At 46.1% G+C, this 18838-nt stretch carries 22 protein-coding genes; 5 read left to right on the top strand and 17 right to left on the bottom strand.

The genetic code is table 11. The features are described 5' to 3' along the window. Positions 1 to 111: 111 nt before the first annotated feature. On the top strand, positions 112 to 795 hold the full coding sequence (locus GV030_RS06795; protein ID WP_159581086.1) for an SH3 domain-containing protein: 684 nt from the start codon (positions 112 to 114) through the stop codon (positions 793 to 795). Between the two features lie 115 nt (positions 796 to 910). Here GV030_RS06795 and GV030_RS06790 read toward each other — a convergent pair whose 3' ends face one another. The 3 genes from GV030_RS06790 to GV030_RS06780 all read right to left on the bottom strand — a co-directional run bounded on the left by GV030_RS06790 (position 911) and on the right by GV030_RS06780 (position 3153). Continuing rightward, positions 911 to 1351, bottom strand: a complete 441-nt coding sequence (locus tag GV030_RS06790) for a hypothetical protein (protein WP_159581083.1) — start codon at positions 1349 to 1351, stop codon at positions 911 to 913. A gap of 237 nt (positions 1352 to 1588) precedes the next feature. Further along, a complete protein-coding gene (locus GV030_RS06785) occupies positions 1589 to 2527 on the bottom strand; it encodes an alpha/beta fold hydrolase (protein WP_159581080.1) in 939 nt (312 codons plus the stop codon). 35 nt (positions 2528 to 2562) lie between these two features. Further along, positions 2563 to 3153: a TetR/AcrR family transcriptional regulator gene (locus tag GV030_RS06780; RefSeq protein ID WP_159581077.1), complete on the bottom strand. Its 591-nt coding sequence runs from the start codon at positions 3151 to 3153 to the stop codon at positions 2563 to 2565. Positions 3154 to 3291: 138 nt separating this feature from the next. Between GV030_RS06780 and GV030_RS06775 the strand changes: the two genes are divergently transcribed. Then, on the top strand, positions 3292 to 4026 hold the full coding sequence (locus GV030_RS06775) for an AAA family ATPase (RefSeq protein WP_159581074.1): 735 nt from the start codon (positions 3292 to 3294) through the stop codon (positions 4024 to 4026). Here GV030_RS06775 and dinB read toward each other — a convergent pair. Further along, complete coding sequence (gene dinB, locus GV030_RS06770) at positions 4005 to 5048, bottom strand: DNA polymerase IV (RefSeq protein WP_370519071.1); 1044 nt, start codon at positions 5046 to 5048, stop codon at positions 4005 to 4007. The genes GV030_RS06775 and dinB overlap by 22 nt on opposite strands. Positions 5049 to 5239: 191 nt before the next feature. Between dinB and tpx the strand changes: the two genes are divergently transcribed. Beyond that, positions 5240 to 5737, top strand: coding sequence for a thiol peroxidase (gene tpx / locus GV030_RS06765; protein WP_159581071.1), 498 nt, complete (start codon positions 5240 to 5242; stop codon positions 5735 to 5737). A 60-nt stretch (positions 5738 to 5797) separates the two neighbouring features. Here the strand turns inward: tpx and GV030_RS06760 are convergent, their stop codons facing one another. The 5 genes from GV030_RS06760 to GV030_RS06740 all read right to left on the bottom strand — a co-directional run bounded on the left by GV030_RS06760 (position 5798) and on the right by GV030_RS06740 (position 10347). Further along, positions 5798 to 6370: a c-type cytochrome gene (locus GV030_RS06760; RefSeq protein WP_159581068.1), complete on the bottom strand. Its 573-nt coding sequence runs from the start codon at positions 6368 to 6370 to the stop codon at positions 5798 to 5800. Positions 6371 to 6459: 89 nt separating this feature from the next. Continuing rightward, positions 6460 to 7311: an HAD-IIA family hydrolase gene (locus GV030_RS06755; protein WP_159581065.1), complete on the bottom strand. Its 852-nt coding sequence runs from the start codon at positions 7309 to 7311 to the stop codon at positions 6460 to 6462. A 3-nt stretch (positions 7312 to 7314) separates the two neighbouring features. Further along, on the bottom strand, positions 7315 to 8361 hold the full coding sequence (locus tag GV030_RS06750) for a hypothetical protein (RefSeq protein WP_159581062.1): 1047 nt from the start codon (positions 8359 to 8361) through the stop codon (positions 7315 to 7317). A gap of 3 nt (positions 8362 to 8364) precedes the next feature. Beyond that, positions 8365 to 9708 (bottom strand): glutamine synthetase family protein, encoded by a 1344-nt coding sequence (locus GV030_RS06745; protein ID WP_159581059.1) that lies wholly within the window; start codon positions 9706 to 9708, stop codon positions 8365 to 8367. 21 nt (positions 9709 to 9729) lie between these two features. Beyond that, positions 9730 to 10347, bottom strand: coding sequence for a hypothetical protein (locus tag GV030_RS06740; protein WP_159581056.1), 618 nt, complete (start codon positions 10345 to 10347; stop codon positions 9730 to 9732). A gap of 104 nt (positions 10348 to 10451) precedes the next feature. Here GV030_RS06740 and GV030_RS06735 point away from each other — a divergent pair, with 104 nt between their 5' ends. Then, positions 10452 to 11036, top strand: coding sequence for a methyltransferase domain-containing protein (locus GV030_RS06735; RefSeq protein ID WP_159581053.1), 585 nt, complete (start codon positions 10452 to 10454; stop codon positions 11034 to 11036). Beyond that, on the top strand, positions 11036 to 11473 hold the full coding sequence (locus tag GV030_RS06730; protein WP_159581050.1) for a DUF2214 family protein: 438 nt from the start codon (positions 11036 to 11038) through the stop codon (positions 11471 to 11473). Before GV030_RS06735 ends, GV030_RS06730 begins: the two co-directional genes overlap by 1 nt. On the opposite strand, the gene GV030_RS06725 is transcribed toward GV030_RS06730, so the two are convergent. The 8 genes from GV030_RS06725 to GV030_RS06690 form a co-directional block, all read right to left on the bottom strand. Then, positions 11467 to 11988, bottom strand: a complete 522-nt coding sequence (locus tag GV030_RS06725) for a 4'-phosphopantetheinyl transferase superfamily protein (protein WP_159581048.1) — start codon at positions 11986 to 11988, stop codon at positions 11467 to 11469. The two genes, GV030_RS06730 and GV030_RS06725, sit on opposite strands and share 7 nt — an antisense overlap. Continuing rightward, positions 11988 to 12449: a hypothetical protein gene (locus GV030_RS06720; protein ID WP_159581045.1), complete on the bottom strand. Its 462-nt coding sequence runs from the start codon at positions 12447 to 12449 to the stop codon at positions 11988 to 11990. Before GV030_RS06720 ends, GV030_RS06725 begins: the two co-directional genes overlap by 1 nt. Positions 12450 to 12533: 84 nt before the next feature. Next, on the bottom strand, positions 12534 to 12785 hold the full coding sequence (locus GV030_RS06715) for an acyl carrier protein (RefSeq protein ID WP_159581042.1): 252 nt from the start codon (positions 12783 to 12785) through the stop codon (positions 12534 to 12536). A gap of 5 nt (positions 12786 to 12790) precedes the next feature. Further along, positions 12791 to 14065 (bottom strand): beta-ketoacyl synthase, encoded by a 1275-nt coding sequence (locus tag GV030_RS06710; protein ID WP_159581039.1) that lies wholly within the window; start codon positions 14063 to 14065, stop codon positions 12791 to 12793. Positions 14066 to 14178: 113 nt separating this feature from the next. After that, positions 14179 to 15303, bottom strand: coding sequence for an N-acetyltransferase (locus GV030_RS06705; protein WP_159581036.1), 1125 nt, complete (start codon positions 15301 to 15303; stop codon positions 14179 to 14181). A 4-nt stretch (positions 15304 to 15307) separates the two neighbouring features. Then, complete coding sequence (locus tag GV030_RS06700) at positions 15308 to 16264, bottom strand: NAD(P)-dependent oxidoreductase (RefSeq protein WP_159581033.1); 957 nt, start codon at positions 16262 to 16264, stop codon at positions 15308 to 15310. Positions 16265 to 16270: 6 nt separating this feature from the next. Next, complete coding sequence (locus GV030_RS06695) at positions 16271 to 17467, bottom strand: pyridoxal phosphate-dependent aminotransferase family protein (protein ID WP_159581030.1); 1197 nt, start codon at positions 17465 to 17467, stop codon at positions 16271 to 16273. Positions 17468 to 17696: 229 nt separating this feature from the next. Next, entirely contained in the window at positions 17697 to 18830 is a 1134-nt protein-coding gene (locus tag GV030_RS06690) for a glycosyltransferase family 4 protein (protein ID WP_159581027.1), read from the bottom strand. Positions 18831 to 18838: the final 8 nt, after the last annotated feature.

Raw genomic sequence — 18838 nt, 5'->3', positions numbered from 1 at the left:
AGTATTTCATAGAAACAGTTGTGCGGGTGGCGCAGCTTAGCTAGTTTAGTTTTCCATCAGCAAAGTGATGACATACGCACTTTAGCTGATCGTTGGCAGTAATATTGGATCATGAATAAAACACTCCTTTTTATACTCATAGTTTTTGCTTCCAACTTATGTTTCGGTCAACAATGGTACGGAGTGATTAACGATCCAGATGGGTACACTAATGTTCGAAAAGGGCCTGGAACGAACTACGAAATTGTTGCTAAGGCTCAGGACAATGAGATTTTTTATATTGAAGATTCAGATAGCGATTGGTTCTTAATCTACCTGATTGAGAACAACTACCTAGAAGGATATATCCATTCAAGTAGAGTGAGACGAATATCTGAACTTCAACCAATTGGTGAACGGGAATACAAGTCTGGCCTATTAACTATCAAAGACAAAAAATACGAGTTTACAATTGCACGCTCCGACTTTAAGAAGTCTGAACATGAATATGAACTGCAGGATGATAAGTGGGTAATTAAGATTGACGGAACAAGTCCGTATGGCGTTGACGGCAACTACCCATCAACTCAAATTTCAACATTCAAATTCAAAATAGACAGCACAACTGTGAACACTCCCAAAAGTGCCTACTCAGATCTTTATGAAAACAACCTTGGAGCAACAAGTATCTTCAAAAACACCGATGGAACAATCTACATAACGATGGCTGAAAATAGTGACGGTGCTGGAGCTTACGATGCTGTATGGCTATTCAAAGACGGGCAATATCTGAAACGAGTAATTATTGTACCGTGAAAAGCTGATAACAATCGTAGCTGTTGCCCAACCCTCAAAATATCAAACAGATCTGATTTTAGAGAAGCTTCCCGGGCGTAGATCACGCCCGGCTCGTTATTCAATTGAGATTTTCTTAAAATCTATTCCACGGGATGCCACCTAGCATCAGGAGGAGCGCAGCTCCAAAGAAAATGGCCTGAAGCTTGAATTTTTTAGCAGCATCCGTGGCTTTTTTTGATTTGCTTCTGCCAATCTGTGCCACCACCACTGCCAGCACCATCATGCTTGCGTGCTCAACAGCCCAAAACCTCAACTCCGCATTCTTCATAGCTCCACCAAAGTTGCTCAGAGCACTCTCCGTAATAGGGCTCAGGAAAAAATAGAGAACCAGGCCCAATAGAAGTTGAAGGTGCATGGTGCCCACAAAGGACGCTGCAAAAATATTGTCGGTCTTTCCAAATGCACTTTTTCCACCAAGTCCCATTAAAGATTTCACAGTCACAAAGATGGCCAGTGCCAATGCGATCCATCTAACGGCTGAGTGAATATGAAGAAAGGCTGTATAGGTATTCATTGAGAGATATATTAAATAGTTGAAAGTATGTGAATGCCAAAGATAGGTTGACTTTTTGAGTGCCTTAAAGTTCTGATTAAAAGTTTTAATACGCACCGAGACCTTCTTCGTCTGCCGGAAGTATGATTTGGTCTAATGAAATTTTTATTTCTATCAGAGATCACTTACTTTCAATTTATGGTTTCTGCCACCAGGCAGAAATGCTCCCCTTCATCGCCTGAATAGCGAGTCCTTTTTTTAAAGGCTCGCTTTTTTTTGTTCGCGCTGCGCATCCAGCTGTCCCCGGATGTAGCTGATCACTTCAGGAAAGGCAATGATCTTGTAATGTCCCAATCCTTTGGTTTGCACAAAATGAGCGTTGGGGAAGGCCTCCCTGAGCTCTTCACCGCGCTGGTAGGGGACAATATGGTCCTGGTGGTCGTAGATGAGGTGAACGTTGATGTTTTGCAGTTTCTCAGCTTTGTCCCGCAGGTCAAAATACTCCACGGGCTGTGCGTAGTTTTTTTCCACCAGCTTACACATCTCCTCATACACACTATCCTTATACCCCAGCTCCCTGATGGTATCGTGAAAGAAGTACCTCACAAACGGCGGAGAGGAAAGCACGAAAAGTTGTTTGGGCTGCAGCGCAGGGGAAATCTCTGAAGATAGAATGCCAGCTGCCAACCCACCCAGGGAATGACCGATGAGCGCCTCATAAGGTCCATTGGCCAGGTAGTGATCTTTGAGGATATCGCGAAATTCAGGCAGGGCCGTGTGCGTACCCTCTGATTGACCATGGGCCGTCATGTCGATGCCTTCTACCACATAGCCTGCCTGTACCAGGGATTCTATCATTCGCCTGAAATCGGCTGCCTTGGAGCGCCATCCATGGCACAGCAGTACTTTCGGACCCGTGTCGCCCCACTGATAAGTGACGACCTTATGCTTTCCGTAATTGACCTTTCTGGCGGTGGTATTCTCTACCAGCTCCTGCTGAGCACTGGTGAATTTCACCTTGCCTGGTTTGGAAAAGTAATGCCAGATGATTTCGGAGGTCTTTTCAGGGGCTATGTGCTGAAGGGTAAAGAGTCCTTTCTTTACTACTTCCATTTTCCAGTTGGTCTTTGGGGGGCGTTCTGCAGGTCTGCTGGTGTCCTGGATACCAGCGTCTATGTATGTGGTCTGTGTTTTCATTTTAAATATACCGATTGGTATTTATATGTTAAAGTCTATTTGCTGATGGCGTTGATTTGCATTTCCAGTCCCTGGCGAATGAGTTCGAAGGACTGCTTGTTGCCCTCCACCCGGGAGATAAGGATGGCTCCGGAAATGGTGGAGTAAAACATACTCGCATAAAGATGAGCGTCCACTCCCTCACGGATCTGATCCTCCTGAAGGCCACGGGTGATGATTTGCTGAAGCGACCCCTTGATCATCGCAATGGTGCCAACGGCCCGGGTTCTGAGCATTGGGTGGTCATCATCGGCTTCCACAGAAGTGTTGATAACAGGGCATCCGCCTGCTATAGGCGGATTTTCGATGTATTTGGAATAATAATTCAGGATGGCTTTTAGCTTCTCCGGAGCAGTGGGTGCGGCTTTGATGTGCATCCTTAGATCGTCGAGTACCCGCCCGATGGCATATTCAAAGGAAGCTACCGCCACGGCATCCTTGTTTTCAAAATTGCCATAGATAGCACCTTTGGTCATCCCGGTGGCTTTGGTGATGTCTGAGAGTGATGTGGCTCTGTATCCTTTTTGATTAAAGATGGATATGGCCTTGCTCACAATCAGATTTTTGGTGGTTTCCGGATTTCTCATGATGCAAATATACCGATCGGTATATTAAATTCAAAATATTGTGAAAAGTCTTCATCTGAGATGACCTGAGTCATATTTTTTATGTGATATGGGAACTAGCTTGACCCCTAATTCATTTTCAGTATAACCCCCACTGCTATGAAAATAGATTTGCGCAAGTACCTGGAAGAGCGAGATCACATGCACCGATCTTTACTTAGAGATGGGCCAGTGCTCACAGTGTCAAGGGCCTATGGTTGTGAAGCCAATAGACTGGTGATGCTATTGATTCATCGCATCAATAAGCTTGGGCCCGGTGCCCTCAAGAAACACCCATGGAAGTATATCAGTAAGGAGGTAATAGATGAGTGTGCCTTTGATCTGGGGATTAACCCCCATGATGTTGATCAGCGAATACTGGCGCACTCCACAGATGGTATCAATGGCTTGCTGGCAGGGTTTGCACATCACTATGAAGTATCTGATCGCGAGATCATGTCGAAGGTTAAGGAGGTGATTATCAACTACGCCAAGCGGGGAAATGTGATATTGGTAGGGCGGGGAGGAAGCATGGTCACTGAGGGAATGGATAATGTGTTGCGTATTCGGTTAGAAGCACCCCTCAAATGGAGAGCCCGGGTGATTGCCGGCAAGCTGGGTATAGGCGATGAAGCGGCCTATGACCTGGTGCAGCATATGGATGAGAACCGGGTGCGTTGGATGGAGCATTTGACCGGGCGTACTTATAATGAACACATGTTCGATCTTGTGATCAACGTTGAGAAAATGTCTGATAAGGAAACCCTTGATGTTATTTTGCAGGTAATGAAGCACCGGGGGATGATCCCATCCCAGCCATTGGAAGGCAAGAGTCAAAAATTCAAAGTGAGCTGAATAGGAGAGTCTTCCTCTGTCATTTTCTGGAAGTTGCTGATGCCTACACCCAGGAGCCGGATGCCTTCTTCTCTGATCAGACTCTGATCTGTCAGCTGATGCACCGCCCGTGAGAGTTGCTCTAAGTCAGTGACGTTTTCTTCGAGCGATATACTTCTTGTGATTTGCTTAAAGTCGCCGTACTTCACTTTGATGGTGACCGTGCGGCCATGGGTGCCGTGTTTAGAATACCGTTCGAAGGTCACTGCGGCTATTTGGTCCAATTCAGTTTTGACCTCTGCTATCCGCATCAGGTTGTGCTCAAAGGTATGTTCTGCACTGACAGATTTTCGTTCCCGGTCAGGTTTGACGGGGCGCTGATCAATTCCCCTTGAGATGTTGTAATAGTAGGATCCCGATTTTCCATACCGGAGGGTTAGGTCAGCAAAGGTCTTTTTGCGAAGGTCGCCACCTGTGAATATGCCGGCGGTTTTCATTTTTTCTGCGGTGGCTTTTCCGATCCCAAAGAATCGGTGAATGGGCATTTTTTTGAGGTACTCGTCTGCTTCTTCAGGAAGGATGACGAACAGACCATCCGGCTTATTGACATCAGAGGCAGTCTTGGCTAAAAACTTGCAATAGGAAATCCCAGCTGAGGCGGTAAGTCCGGTTCGCTCTTTGATTTTGGCTTTGATTTCTCTGGCAATAACCGTCGCTGAAGTAAGTCCGGGCTTGTTTTCAGTCACGTCCAGGTAGGCTTCGTCCAGACTGAGGGGTTCGATGAGGTCAGTGTATTCCTGAAAGACATTTCGAATCTGAAGAGAGATCTCCTGATACCTTTCGAACCTTGGTTTTACAAAAATGAGGTGCGGGCATTGACGGGCGGCAATGGCCGAGGGCATCGCTGATTTAACCCCGTATTTTCTGGCTTCATAACTGGCAGCTGCCACTACCCCACGTTCTTTGTTGCCTCCCACGGCGATTGGTTTGCCCTTCAGCTCGGGATGATCATGCTGCTCCACGGAAGCAAAGAAGGCATCCATGTCTATGTGTATAATTTTTCTGATCGGGTGATTCTCCAAAGCAATTAGGGTGTGATAGCCTTTACGGTATACGATGTATTGTGATTCGTTTTTGACCAATATAACTCATTGTATTTTTTCACATAAAAAATGAAAGATCGAAAACAGTCTTTTGGGTCAATGGTTATCTTAGCTAAAACAATCACTCAATTATGTCTCAAGTAACATTAAAAGGCAATCCTGTCAATACCGTGGGAACACTTCCCGCTCAAGGAGTAGAAGCTCCGAATTTCACTTTGGTAAAGTCCGACTTATCCGAAGTTTCACTTTCAGATTATAAGGGAACCAGGGTCATTTTGAACATATTCCCAAGCATCGATACGGGTACTTGTGCCACGTCTGTTCGTCAGTTTAATCAAAAGGCATCGGATCTCGATAATACAGTGGTGCTTTGTATCTCAAAAGATTTACCATTTGCTCACAATAGGTTTTGTGGAGCTGAAGGAATCAAGAATGTAGTGAGTCTGTCTGCATTTAGGGATAGTAGCTTTGAGAAGGCTTATGGTGTGGGTATGGTAGATGGCCCACTGAAGGGGCTGGTAGCACGCTCTGTGGTGGTAGTGGATGAAGAGGGTAAGGTGGCTTACACGCAGTTGGTTGGTGAGATTGTAGACGAACCGGATTACGAGTCTGCTTTGAAAGCACTTTAAAAAATTGATTTAAGCAAAAAGGGAGGCCATCATTTTGATGGCCTCCCTTTTTTTATCACATCAGAGTAGTTCGCTGGCAGGTATGGGCTCAGGAACATAGTTGTCTATGGGTTTGAGTGACTGCAGGTAGGTGAAAATAGCTGTGAGATCCTGATCTGAGAGCTCTTTTTGGTTTTCCCAGGGCATGGGAGGCATAATGGGACGACCTTTTTCGATACCCATGTGCTGACCTGTTCTCATGGCTTTGATGAACACTTCCTTGCTCCAACCTTTGATGCCTGTCTCGTGGGGGGTGAGGTTTCGGGCAAAAGTCATACCCCATGGCCCGACAGCAGCTGTCAGGTCACCACTGAAAAGTACCCAGTAGCCGGGACTAAGGGCACGCTTGTCAATTTCGGGAAGAGAGGAGCCCTCTGGGTGCCCGGAGAATGCTCTGGATTCATCAAAGTGCATTCCGGTTTCATTGAAAATTTTAGGGGAATGGCAATCTCTACATCCTCCAACTGTGACGAGGGTCTTGCCTCGTTCCAATAATTCGGCAGTGGTGGGTTCCGCAGGTACCGGTGTGGTTTCCTGTGGAGTGGAGCACCCAATCACCGTGATGAGTGCTACTAAAAAAATAGTCTTCTTCATTTGTCAAATGTTATTATCAAAAAAAACATTGACCCATGATGACTGAAAAGGGTTGCAAGCCAAATGGTGGATTTAAGCAACCACGATCCTTATTCGATTACCGCAGATTCACAAACATAGGTGGGAATGATCCCCCGAGAGTTGATTCTCATTTCTGCATGTTTGGCCAGGGTGTTTCCGGTGAGCACCAGCACCGTATCCAGGCCAAATTTGTTTCCACCGATGATGTCTGTGGAGAGGGTGTCTCCCACCATCAGGATTTTGTCCTTGTCGGCTATTCCCCCCTCAGCAATGGAATGCTCATAGGCGAATATAAACATCTGGGCATCTGGTTTTCCAAATCGGATGAAGCGCTTACCCACGATATCTTCCACCATATTGGCCAGTCCGCCGATGGCAATGGCCACTTCAGACCTGGAAACAGGATAAGATTTATCCGTATTACAAACAATCGTAGGAATATTGACTGCACGCAAAAGATTGATCGTCTTATTGATGTCATTGGCCCAATCAAATCCTTCATCATCCAAGAAAACAAGGGCGCTAATGTCTTCGGCATTCTCCAGGTTGAGGTCCGCAATGGATATGGTTTGGAGGCCCAGTGTTTCTATGTAATGGGCAGATCTGGCGGTACCCAGATAGGCCACGGTTCCTGATTTCACTTTGTACTGCAGGTACTCCCGTGCCAGCATGCCGGAGGATACTATTTTGTTTTTGGTGATGGATTTGAGCCCGCGCTCCTGATAGTCCTGAGCTAACTCCCGCGGACCTCTGGAGGCGTCGTTGGTGATGATGAAATAGTCGATTCCGTTTTCTTCCAGAAAGCGAAAGGTGTTTTCAATACCCGGTATAAGTCCGCGGTGATTTTTAAGTACTCCGAAAGCGTCGAAAAATATGGTTTTGTAGTTACCAGCTATTGATTTGAAAGGTGTGATGTCCATCTTTTACAGGTCTAGGGCTTTGAGTAGTTTTTCTTCGTTGAATGATTTATCCAGGGTAGGGAAGTATGTCTCGTGGGCTTCAAACTGAAGTCGGCTGGCATAGAGTTCATGAAAGAAGTACCGACCATCTTTGATGACGTAGTTGAGGATAAAGAACCGGTACGTTTCCTTAATGATTTTAATTTCCTGTGCGGTCAGTGGATACACCTTGTGGTAGGCCTTCAGAAAAGTAATGAATCGGTCTTCCATTAATGGATCCACCAGATAGCTGAAAATGGTGCGGTCGCCGATGGTGGAGCAGACCCTACTGAAAAAGTAAAAGTCCATTACCCGCGTACTCATCCTAAACCAGTCGTAATCCCAGCGGCTGAAGAACCGATAGTCTTTATTGATGGAAAAATTACCAATGTTCCAGTCTACAAAGACCGGAATGGAAGGCATTTCCGAAACGCCTATTTTGTCACAGTTTTCCAGAAACAGTGCACACTGTTTTTTGATAGAGTCTACATGCCCGCGATGTTCAAACTTGCCATGATCTGTTTCCAGTATTTCCAGCAAATGATCAATGTCGTTTTCTGTTTGTTTGAAGGTAGGGGGCAGCGTGTTTTTTACCTTGTTGCAGGCTTTGTGAAACTTCGCCAGTTCCTCCCCCAGGATGATGATTTGGCTATCAGATTGCTTTCTTTCCGGCTTTTGATCGATTTGGATGGGATTGTAAAAGACCACCCAGGCATCCAGCAAGCTGTCCTTGTGACGGTAGACATAGAGCTGTCCGTATTTGGTAAGTGACTTGGCCAGGAAGTTTTCGAAGGGCGCGTGCAGGTTGTTGGCCAATGCATTGATGATGGTGTGGTCTTCCACAAAATGATCAAACCGTCCGAAATAGGAAAGCTTCGCAATGATGATGTCCTCATCCTCGAAACGCACCCGATAGACATGATTGGTAGACACCTTAGCACTGATGTCTTCTATGGTTTTTATTTTTCGGGAGCTGTCGTATTCATACCAGGCATCCTCGATGATTTTGATAAAGTCAATGTTTTGATACATGTGTCAGATGATTTCGAAATATCTTTTTAATTCCCAGTCGGTCACCTTTGCGGCAAACTGACGGCATTCCCACTCCCTGGTTTTCGTAAAGTGGTCGACAAAAGGAGCTCCGAACAGTTCTATTGCAAGGTCGGAGGATTTCATGGCCTGGATAGCTTCCTTCAGGTCTGCTGGGAGCCGGCCGTTGGATAGATCCTGATAGCCATTTCCCGTTGTGGGTGGAGTGGTAAGTTTGAGTTTGTTTTTAATGCCATACAATCCGGACGCCAGGGCAGCGGCCATGGCCAGGTAGGGGTTGGCATCTGCGCCGGGGACCCTGAGTTCTACTCTGGTGGCCTTTTCCGAAGGGTTGATCACCCTGAGGGCAGTGGTACGGTTGTCCAGCCCCCATGTGAGTGTAGTGGGTGCCCAGGCGCCTTCCACCAGTCGCTTGTAGCTATTGATGGTGGGTGCGTACATGGGCAGGATGTATGGCAGGGCCAGGAGCTGACCTGCCATGTAGCTTTCCATGGTGGAGGAGATTTGATGCGCTCCTTTGGCATCATGAAAAATATTCTTCCCGTTTTTCCAAAGGCTTTGGTGAATATGCCCACTGCAGCCCGGGAGGTCATGGTTCCATTTGGCCATAAAACTGGCCATGATATGGTGTCGGGCAGCAATTTCTTTAACGCCGGACTTGAAAAGTACCGCCCGGTCTGCGGCCTCCAATGCACCCGAGTATTCAATGGCCGCTTCGTATACTCCAGGTCCGGTCTCTGTATGGAGACCTTCCAGGGGTATTTTGAAATCATCTAATAGTGTGAACAGGTCATTGAAATATGGACTCTGCTGTGAAGCCCGTAGGATTGAGTAACCAAACATGCCCGAGGTAAGTGGGGTAGGTGATTGCCCATTTTTAGCGGCCAGCGTATCGGAGGTTTCCTGAAAGTTGAACCACTCAAACTCCTGTGAAAACCCGGTACTATAGCCATCTTTTTCCGCTTTTTGAATGACTTTTCTAAGCAATGACCTTGGGCAGGCCGGATGATTGGTGACGCTGAAATCGCCCAGAAAAAATGGGATGTGCTCATCCCAGGGAATGTTTCTGAACGTTTCCGGGTCCAGATGGAAAGTAGCGTCGGGATAGCCTGTATGCCACCCGGTGACCTCAGCATTGTCGTAGGCAGCATCCATCATGTCCCAGCCGAAAACCACATCACAGAATCCCGCACCTTGCTCCAGAGTACTCAGGAGTTTTTCTTTTCTGATGATTTTGCCTCTGAGCACTCCATCTATGTCTGTAATGGCAATTTTGACCCTATTGTCTTCACTTTGATGAATGCGTTCGAGTATTTCCTTTTGGTTCATAGGAATGCGTTAACAGGTGTGTCAGTCAAGCTGTAAGCCTAAGTTATCCAAATCTTCAATCATGCGTTCCAGCTTCTGAATAATTTCTTTATCGCTCAATTCGTCACTTTCAATGAGCGAATCCATTTCGGTGTAGATGCTGATTTCGTATTCTTTTTTAGCCCCTTCAGCAAATACCAGGGCATGCTTCACATGGAGCATTCCATATTTGAGGGCCAGCTTAGCTTTGCCCAGCTCATGAGACTCTACAAAGTGCTCCGAAATTTTCAACTCCGCATACGTGAGGGCATTCAAGGCTTTTACAGAGGCTTCATTAAGTTTTTTAATATCAAAAATCTCCCCACTCATGTCTTGCAGGATCTGTTCGAGTTGAACAACGGCCCGATCCACTTTTTCCTTGCTTTCGGGCTCCAGGTCCTGCTCTATTTTTTTGATGGCCTCTATGGCATTATAAAGATGCATAACACTCCGGCCGTGGGCATCTTCCTCAAAATAGGTTCTGGAATTGGACAGCAAAATGTCGGGTTCAAGGGCTTCATCCGTTAGCCCGGCAGGCTGGGTGTGCTCAATCAGCATGCCCACGCCAAATAAAACGCCAAATGTACCAATCAGAAAAAGGATGTGTCCGGGTGCTTTCAAATTGTTATTATTTTGATGTAATGTCACAAACGCTGTAACAGATTGTAACATACTTCAAACTTACAAGGGATGAAATCGTTTTAGACTGTTAATTGGTGAAAAATATGCAACAACTTGATCAGCAATACTGGGAAACCCGCTATCAGAATGGGCTTACGGGCTGGGATGCGGGTGCCATTACCACTCCACTTCGGGAATATTTTGATCAGCTAAACGACAAGTCTGTGAGCGTGTTGATTCCGGGTGCGGGAAATGCTCATGAAGCTGCTTATTTGTTTGAGCTGGGCTTTAGCGATGTACACGTGCTGGATATCTCCGAGTCTGCATTGCGTCAATTTCAGCTTAGAAATCCTCTCTTTCCAAAGAGCCACATTCATCAGGGGGATTTTTGGGCACATGAGGGCGAGTACGATCTGATCATCGAGCAGACCTTTTTTTGTGCAATTGATCCTGTGCTGCGGGCTGCATATGTGAAGAAAACAAGTGACTTACTGAGATCAGGAGGGAAGCTCGTAGGGGTTCTGTGGAATCATCCTATGGGCGAAAATGAACCTCCTTTTGGAGGATCGGAGGCAGAGTACATCGAACTTTTTTCTGAGCGTTTTGAAATCAATGTATTGGAAACTGCTTATAATTCTATCCAGCCCAGGGCGGGCCGTGAGGTTTTTATTAAAATGACTAAAAAGTAATGGATTACATACTGATAAAATATGTTCACTTCCTCGGGGTTTTTGCCGTGGTGGGCAGCCTGTTTGCTGAGGCTATTTTGGTGAAGCCCAGGATGACCAGGGCGGAGTTGTTTTTTCTGTCAAAGGTGGACGCTGTTTATGGCATAGGGGCACTGGTGGCTGTAGCGGCTGGACTGTTGCTGTGGTTTGGAGTGGGCAAGCCAGCCGGCTTCTATACACAAAACTGGATTTTCCTGACTAAGGTTGGCTTATTCAGCACCGTAGGGCTGCTGTCAATATGGCCCACAGTGTTCTTTTTGAAGATGAGGAAAGGAGATCCGGAGGAGGTAGTGAGTATCCCCGGACTCATTCGCCTGATGGTTCGTGTGGAGGTGGCTCTGCTGGTGGTAATTCCTGCGTTGGCCGTGCTTATGGCAAATGGAATTGGGGTTTATTGAGGCTTTGGCAGGATAAAACCCAGGTAGTCATGATGGTGCGTAAAGCTGATGGGTAGCTGCTGATGACTGAGTACAGGAAGATTTTTTTCGTCAGTACGAACAGCCACTTGTATCTGGTGGTGTAGTTTGATGAACTGAATGACCATCGCCCGCACTTCCTCAGAGGGCGATTGAGTATTTCTTTTTAAGATTTGATGGTGGCAGGGCTGGTTTTCGCTGTGCACAATGGCGTAAATAATTGATTGATCCTGAAAAATATTTCCCCTCAGGATTTCTGATTGAAAGGAGAGCGTATTATCACTCTGTGAAATAGAAACCGCTATTTTTTTAGGATCAAAAGGGATGATCTGCCTTTGTGCTTTGAATACTGCTTCTTTGGCGGTCCACAGCAGCCAGAAGCTGTGTGGGTGATCGGGAACGTGATCATCAGGGTGGGAGATGAGGCGCAATGCTCGGTGGTCCCGTGGCTTGAGCAGTGGATCCGAAAGGTCTACCAGGTCGATACCGACCATCATTATTCTACCAGTATGTCGTGTTCCATTGACCACACCATACCCGTTTTGCCATCATCCGCTTGCTCATGGATATAGTCTATGGGGACGTCTTCCTTGAAGAGTTCGTAGAAAATTTCCCAATGCTTGTCAAAGCCCATAAAGCCTTCGTAGGGTGGGTCATTATAGAGTTCGATTCGGAGCTTATTCTTGCCTTTTCTTAGTTCATCAGTAAAGCCAAAGGAGATGTCTTCGTCCTTTTTCTCAGCGCCTACACCACTGTCAAAAACTAACTGGTTGTTCAAAAAAACTTTAACCTGATTGTCAATCTTGTAAAACTTAACCCAGTTTCCCTCGATTTCACTGGCATCGATGGTGCGTTTTTCTTCCTCCGCAGTGGGAAACTCCCCGCTGCTTTTCGAGAAACAACCTGAGAGCATGATTGGGATAAGAATAAAAAGAAGTGATTTGATTACAGTGTGCATAATATGGGTTCTTCATCAAAATAAATGCCAACATGACCAATCGGTTGGTCATGTGGCCTTTGATGTTGATTCAATGAGGGTCGGCTAGCCGGCGATCTTTTCAGAAATGATATCGAGGGCATCACCCACAGTATCCATCTTTCCGATGAAGTCATCCTCGATCATGATGTCGAATTTTTCTTCAATATCCAGAACGATATCCACCAGATGGGCCGAGTTGATCATGAGGTCGTTAATCAGGTCTGAGCTTTCCGAGATTTCGGTAGTCAGTTCCTTTTCGTCTATGTAAGGGTCTATTATCGCTAATAGATCCTTCTTGATTGCTTCTCTATCCATATAAATTAGTTATTCATTTTTCGTAGTACCAAAACGCAATTAAGATCTCCAAAACCGAAGTTTGCCTTGATAACGGTTTTTATGTCCTTTTTGATCAGCTTTGAAGGTATTTTTTCCAGAGGAACGAGTTTTTCGATCTCCGGGTGAATTTCTGCAACATTCAGGTTGGGATGAATGAATCCTTCTGCCAGTTGTAGTGCGCTGGCTACCAGTTCGATGGAGCCTGCCCCGGCTACACAATGCCCAATCATAGACTTGGGTGTATTGATGTAAGGGAAATCGTCTTTTGGTAAATTCAGGGCTGTGCTCCAGTTAATCACCTCATAGGGGTCTCCCTTGGTAGAGGTGAGGTGTCCTGCGATCAGGTCGATTTCTTCAGGAGCCACGCCAGAGCGTTCCAGTGCTGTAGTGATACAATCTACCACCGCTTGCGGGTTTTGAGCGGTCATAGAACCACCATCGGTCTGCCCGCCGGAGTTAACTTCTCCACCCAGAATTTCGGCATAGATTTTCGCTCCCCGCGCTTGTGCCGCTTCCAACGTCTCGAGTACAAGCGCTCCGGAACCGCCACTGGGTATAAAGCCTGAACTGGTGGCACTCATAGGCCGAGAGCCTTTTTCCGGTGCTTCGTTGGAGTCACTACAAAGCACCCGCATAGCATCAAATCCGCCCCAGATGTACCGGCCGTCTCCTTCGGAGCTGGCACAAAGCATGCGTTCCATTTTGCCAGACTGGATCATTTCGAAGCCTTGCAGCACTGCTTCACTCCCGGTGATACAGGCCGAGCTGTTGGAGAAAATTCGTCCCCTTAGTCCTAATATGCTGTTGAGGTATGCTCCGGCACCACTACTCATGGACTCCGGTACCGATCTTGATCCTAACTTACGGTGATTTCCCTGGTCTATCGGATAGATCTTGTGTTCGATGAAACTATCCAGGCCAAGCGCTCCAGAGCCTACCAGCATACCTGTTTTGCGGTCATATCCGCCAGGTTTGATCTCCAGGCCTGCGTCGTTCCAGGCCTCCAGTCCGGAAAGACAGGCATAAATGACCGCATTGTTTTTTACTTTTTGAGCTACGAAATGGGGGAGGTGTTCATCTTTATACTCCTGAGTCACTGGAGGTTTCCCTCCCAATTGACACTTGAAGTTGATTTCACCCAGGTTTTCGTATCGCTTAATACCGGATTTTCCCTCTTGCAGGGCCTTTCTAAACTCGTCTACGTTCAGGGCATTTGGTGCTACTACGCCCATCCCTGTTATCACTACTCTATTCTTCAAAATAAAAACCTGTGTTTAAGATATAAGGCAAGAAAGAACCCGTACCCCACTAAAATAAAGGTGCAAATTTATAACAGTTTGTGCAGAGTGAAAGGGGTGTTTGCTCAAACCCTTTAAACGATGGCTTTGGTGAAACATCTCCGCCGGATTTCTTCGTCTTTGGCAGATTCATATTTGGTCAGGAGATTGTTCACATTTTTGTTGTCTTCAAGCATCTGCCCACTAAAAACATATTTGATTTTGTGCTTCACAAAGGCCGCGTAAAGTGAACTCCATAGCAAGGCGTGAAGGCCTTTGTTTTGATACTCCTTTTTGGCAGCTACAAGGAAAAAATCAACCGTATCGTTGAAATAGAAGGCTTTGAGGACATGCAGGAATCCAAAAGGGTAAAGGGAGCCCTTGGCTTTTTTGAAGGCTTTGGAGAGTGATGGAAAGGTAACGGCAAAGCCGATCACCCGGTCTTCTTTATCAGTGACCAAGGCCACCATGTCTTTCACTACAAACCCGAAGTACTGATCTATAAAATACTTGATTTGCTTTTCTGATAGGGGATAATATCCATACAGGTGACTGTAGGACTCATTCAGGAGTTCGAAAACCTGATCAGCATATTTGAGTATTTCTTTTCCTGATTTGAATTTCTTGATTTGCATCCCATACCTGCGTCCAATGAGGTCTGCAGCTCTGTTGATGTCTCCCCCTATGCCCGGAGGTACTTTGATCCGGGTTTCTGTCCAGTCTACCGCTTTTTCGAAACCCATGTTTTCGAAGTGGTCCTGATAATAGGGATAGTTATATAATGTGGCCTGTGTTGCCATTTGGTTGAAACCGCTGATGAGCGTGCCTTCAAAATCCAGGTCGGTGAATCCCAGCGGGCCATGAATGACCTCTAAATCCTCACTTTTTCCCCATTCCTGAACGGTGTCTATCAGCGCTTTGGAAACATCATAGTCATCTATGAAATCAATCCACCCAAACCTGATTTTCTTTTCTTTTTCGGCTTCTGCTCCATGGATGATCCCGGCCACACGACCAACGGCTTCCCCATCTTTGTAAGCCAACCAAAAACGCCCCTCAGAATGCTCGAATGCAGGGTTTTTTTCCTTGGATAAGGCACTAAGTTCAAAATCCATCACCGGGGGCACGTATGGCGCCACTCCTTTGTAAAGTTTCCACTGAAATCTCACAAAGTCTTTGAGTCCTTTTTTACTGGTGATTTCCTGTATCTCTATGGGCATGGCGTTAAATTAAATCTTTTTCCAGGTAATAATCAATGGCGCTTTTGAATCCATCCTCCAGTGAATACTGGATGGTCAACGGGATTTCATTGCGCTCTTTTGAAAAGTCGTAATCCCAGTCTTGTGAAATTTCGGAATAATGCTCCCTTGATAGTGTAGGCGTGCGGTTCAGGTTTCGATCTATTACGTCCGATATGGCCAGTAGTGCCTTCACTACCGGGCGTCCCACTCGCAGGTTGATGCTCCTTTTATGCAATAGTTTTTCGAGCGCCTGTTTCAGGTCTTCGTGCTGATAAACATGTCCGTCTTCCAGATGTACTGTTTGATTTTCATATTTCAATGAGCATTCCAGTACGTTTTCGGCCACATCACTTGCATTGATGAGGGTCATTTTATGGGCTTTAGGCGTCATGGACGGATAGAGCCCCAGTTTCACCGCTTTGATGAGTGGAACAAACTGAACATCCCGGGCTCCATAGATCCCGGTGGGCCTGTAGATCATGTATTTTATCCCGGAATTCTTAACCACTTCCTCGGCCATGAGCTTACTGCGACCATAGTTGGATGCAGGTCCTCCATTACCAACAGGCCCTTTGGCGGCTAGGGAGGAGATATAGGCCAATCTGCCTGAGGGTGTCAAAATATCACATTGCCGGATGGCGTCTATCAATCTTCTGGTAAGGTCCACGTTCACTTTTACATACCTATCGAGGGTATATGATTGGATGAGACCGGCATTGTGAATGATCAGATCCTGAGCTGGAAGGTCTTTGAAAGCGGCTGCAATGCTGTCGACTGAATCATAACTAACCTCTACAACATGGTATCCATGTAAGTGCTCCAGGTTGCTCAGGTTTGCGCCCGGGCGAATGAGAATACTCGTTTCGAAACCCTTTTTCAAAGCCTTCTCTACCAGATGGCTTCCGAGAAAACCATTAGCACCGGTAATGAGAACTTTCATTCTTGATTAAGCTGTTTGGAATAGATCCACCTCTTTGGCAGCCTGAAACAAAATCTCAGCAGCACGATCTATTTGCTCATGTGTATGAGTGGACATGATAGAGAACCTAATCAGTGAATCTTCAGGAGATACTCCCGGAGATACTACAGGATTGACGAAAACACCTCTATCAAAAAGCATTCGAGTGAGTTTGTAAGCTTTCAGGTCATCCCTTACGAAAATGGGTACAATAGGAGTCTCTGAAGCTCCGGTATCAAAGCCCAGCTCTTTCATGACCTTCAGGGTGTAGTGGGTATTGTCCCAAAGCTTTAATCGGTGAGAGTCATCAGTCTCCATGATGTCCAGAGCGGCTAATGCCGAGGCAATGGATGGAGGGGTGATGCTAGCTGCAAAAATCATCGACTTGGAGTGATGCTTCAGGTAGTTGATGGTGTCTGCATCGGAGGCGCAGAATCCACCCAATGCGGCAAAAGACTTACTCAGTGTACCACCAATAATGTCTACATCGTCTGTCAGACCAAAGTGGTTGGAAGTGCCGGCACCATTTTCACCGATCACGCCAATGGCATGTGCACAGTCAGTCATCACTGCAGCGTTATATTTTTTGGCCAGTTTCACGATTTCAGGAAGCTTCACGATGTTGCCCTCCATGCTGAAGATACCGTCTACTACGATAAACTTGAAAGCGTCTATTGGTACTTTGCTCAGCTTCTGCTCCAAAGACTCCATGTTGTTGTGCCTAAAAATCACCGATTGAGCCGGAGAGAGCTTAGCACCCTCGAAAATGGATGCATGATTAAGTCTGTCCAGAAACAAGTAGTCGTTTTTGCCGGCAATGGTTGGTAGTACCCCGATGTTCACCTGAAATCCCGTGCTATAAAGTGCTACCGCTTCTTTGTTGAGAAACTTGGCCAGGCGACCTTCCAGCTCGGTGTGCATATCGCTGGTACCATTCATATATCTGGAGCCTGAAAGGCTGGACCCGTATTTTTTGATGGCGGCAATCGCTGCCTCCTTGATCTTTGGGTGAGTGGTAAGTCCCAAATAGCTGTTAGAGCCAAACATCAGGACTTTTTTGCCTTCCACCATCACTTCAGCATCCTGTCCCGACTGAATGTTTCTGAAAAAAGGATAGAGGTTTAGGGCTTTTACTTTCTGTGGTTCCTGATAGGACTGATATCTGTTTTTTAGGATGCTACTCATTAAAATCTATCTTCAGAAATTCTGGGTTTGTAACTAATCGGTAAAAGTACCCAGAAATGATTGAAAATGTTCAACGGCCAAATGGTTAATTGTGTTCACAAATTGAGAGTATTTGCATTTAATACTTCAGTGATTTTCAATGAATACGATTGTTTGTTGGGAAATTGAGCGGATTAGGTGGCAATGATTACTCTTTTGGAAATGATTGAAGCAGATGAAAAGTATCCGATCAATTGGGCTCTGGCGTTTCAGAAAAGACTTCTGCATACCGCCGTGCCATGGTGTCCCAGCTTCTTCCTTTTGTCATTGTATTTGTTTTAAACTCTTGAGCGCTCGCCTTTAATTCCTCAGGATGATCCATGAAATAACGGATTTTTAGTGACCACTCTGAGGCATTTCCGCCCTCTATCAGGTATCCATTGATCCCATTTTTTACAGCTGAAGGTATCCCGTCCACGTTGGCGGCCAGGGTAAGGGTGCCTTGAGAAGCGGCTTCCAAAGCGACCAGGCCAAAACCTTCATAATCACCGGGGACTTCAATGTTAGGCATCACGAAAAGATCACAATGTTTGATGATTTCGAAGATTTTAGCTCGCGAGTGTGTAAACTGAGAAAGGTAAAACACCCGGCCCTCAAGTTTCATTTCTCTGATGCTGTCATTGACGGCAGTATCGTCTATTTCCGCGCCTACCAGCAGCCGGATTTTTTCAAATAATCTGCCGGGGGTGAGCCGTTGGATCCACCTAAATAATTTCTCCTGAGGGAATTTCCTGGCGATCACCAGATAGACAGCATTCTCTGGAAGGCTGGGATAGACATTTCGTGTGAACCAATTAAACCCCTTGCGTGGGATGGCTCTGCCCAGAGAGCAGATGAGGAATTTACCCTCCAGGTTTGCCCCAATTTCATGACCAAACTCGCTCCTGAAGTTTGGGTTTTCGGGCTCCTCCTGAAAATTGATGTCTACTGCGTTTTCTATCAAAGTCAGTTTTTCAGGCTTTACACCCTTCTTGAGACACAAGTCAGTAGTGGGGCCGGAGACGGTTATTATTTTGTGATACTGGTTGAGGTATTTCCGAATCCATCCTTGATAAAATTTGGATGGGAAGGTAACGTCCAGTCCATGAATGGTTACATACATGGGCACGCTGGTAAGAAAAAGCAGCGGGGTGCAGATGAGGGCCATGAGCCCATCATTGACATAGATACACTTGATCTGAGGATTCCTTTTGAGTCTGATCAAAACCCTAAATATCACCGTTAGGAAAAAGAGGCCTCGTGGGTAGTTACTTTTCCAGATGACTGGATGGATGGTATGGTTTTTTTCAAGCTCCTGAATAAGTTTGAAGCAATGAGTTTGCATGCCACCAA

The organism is Marinoscillum sp. 108, assembly GCF_902506655.1.
Classification (GTDB): Bacteria; Bacteroidota; Bacteroidia; order Cytophagales; family Cyclobacteriaceae; genus Marinoscillum; species Marinoscillum luteum.
The sequence above is the reverse complement of the archived record's forward strand: the minus strand, read 5'-3'. Positions and strand labels throughout refer to the sequence as shown.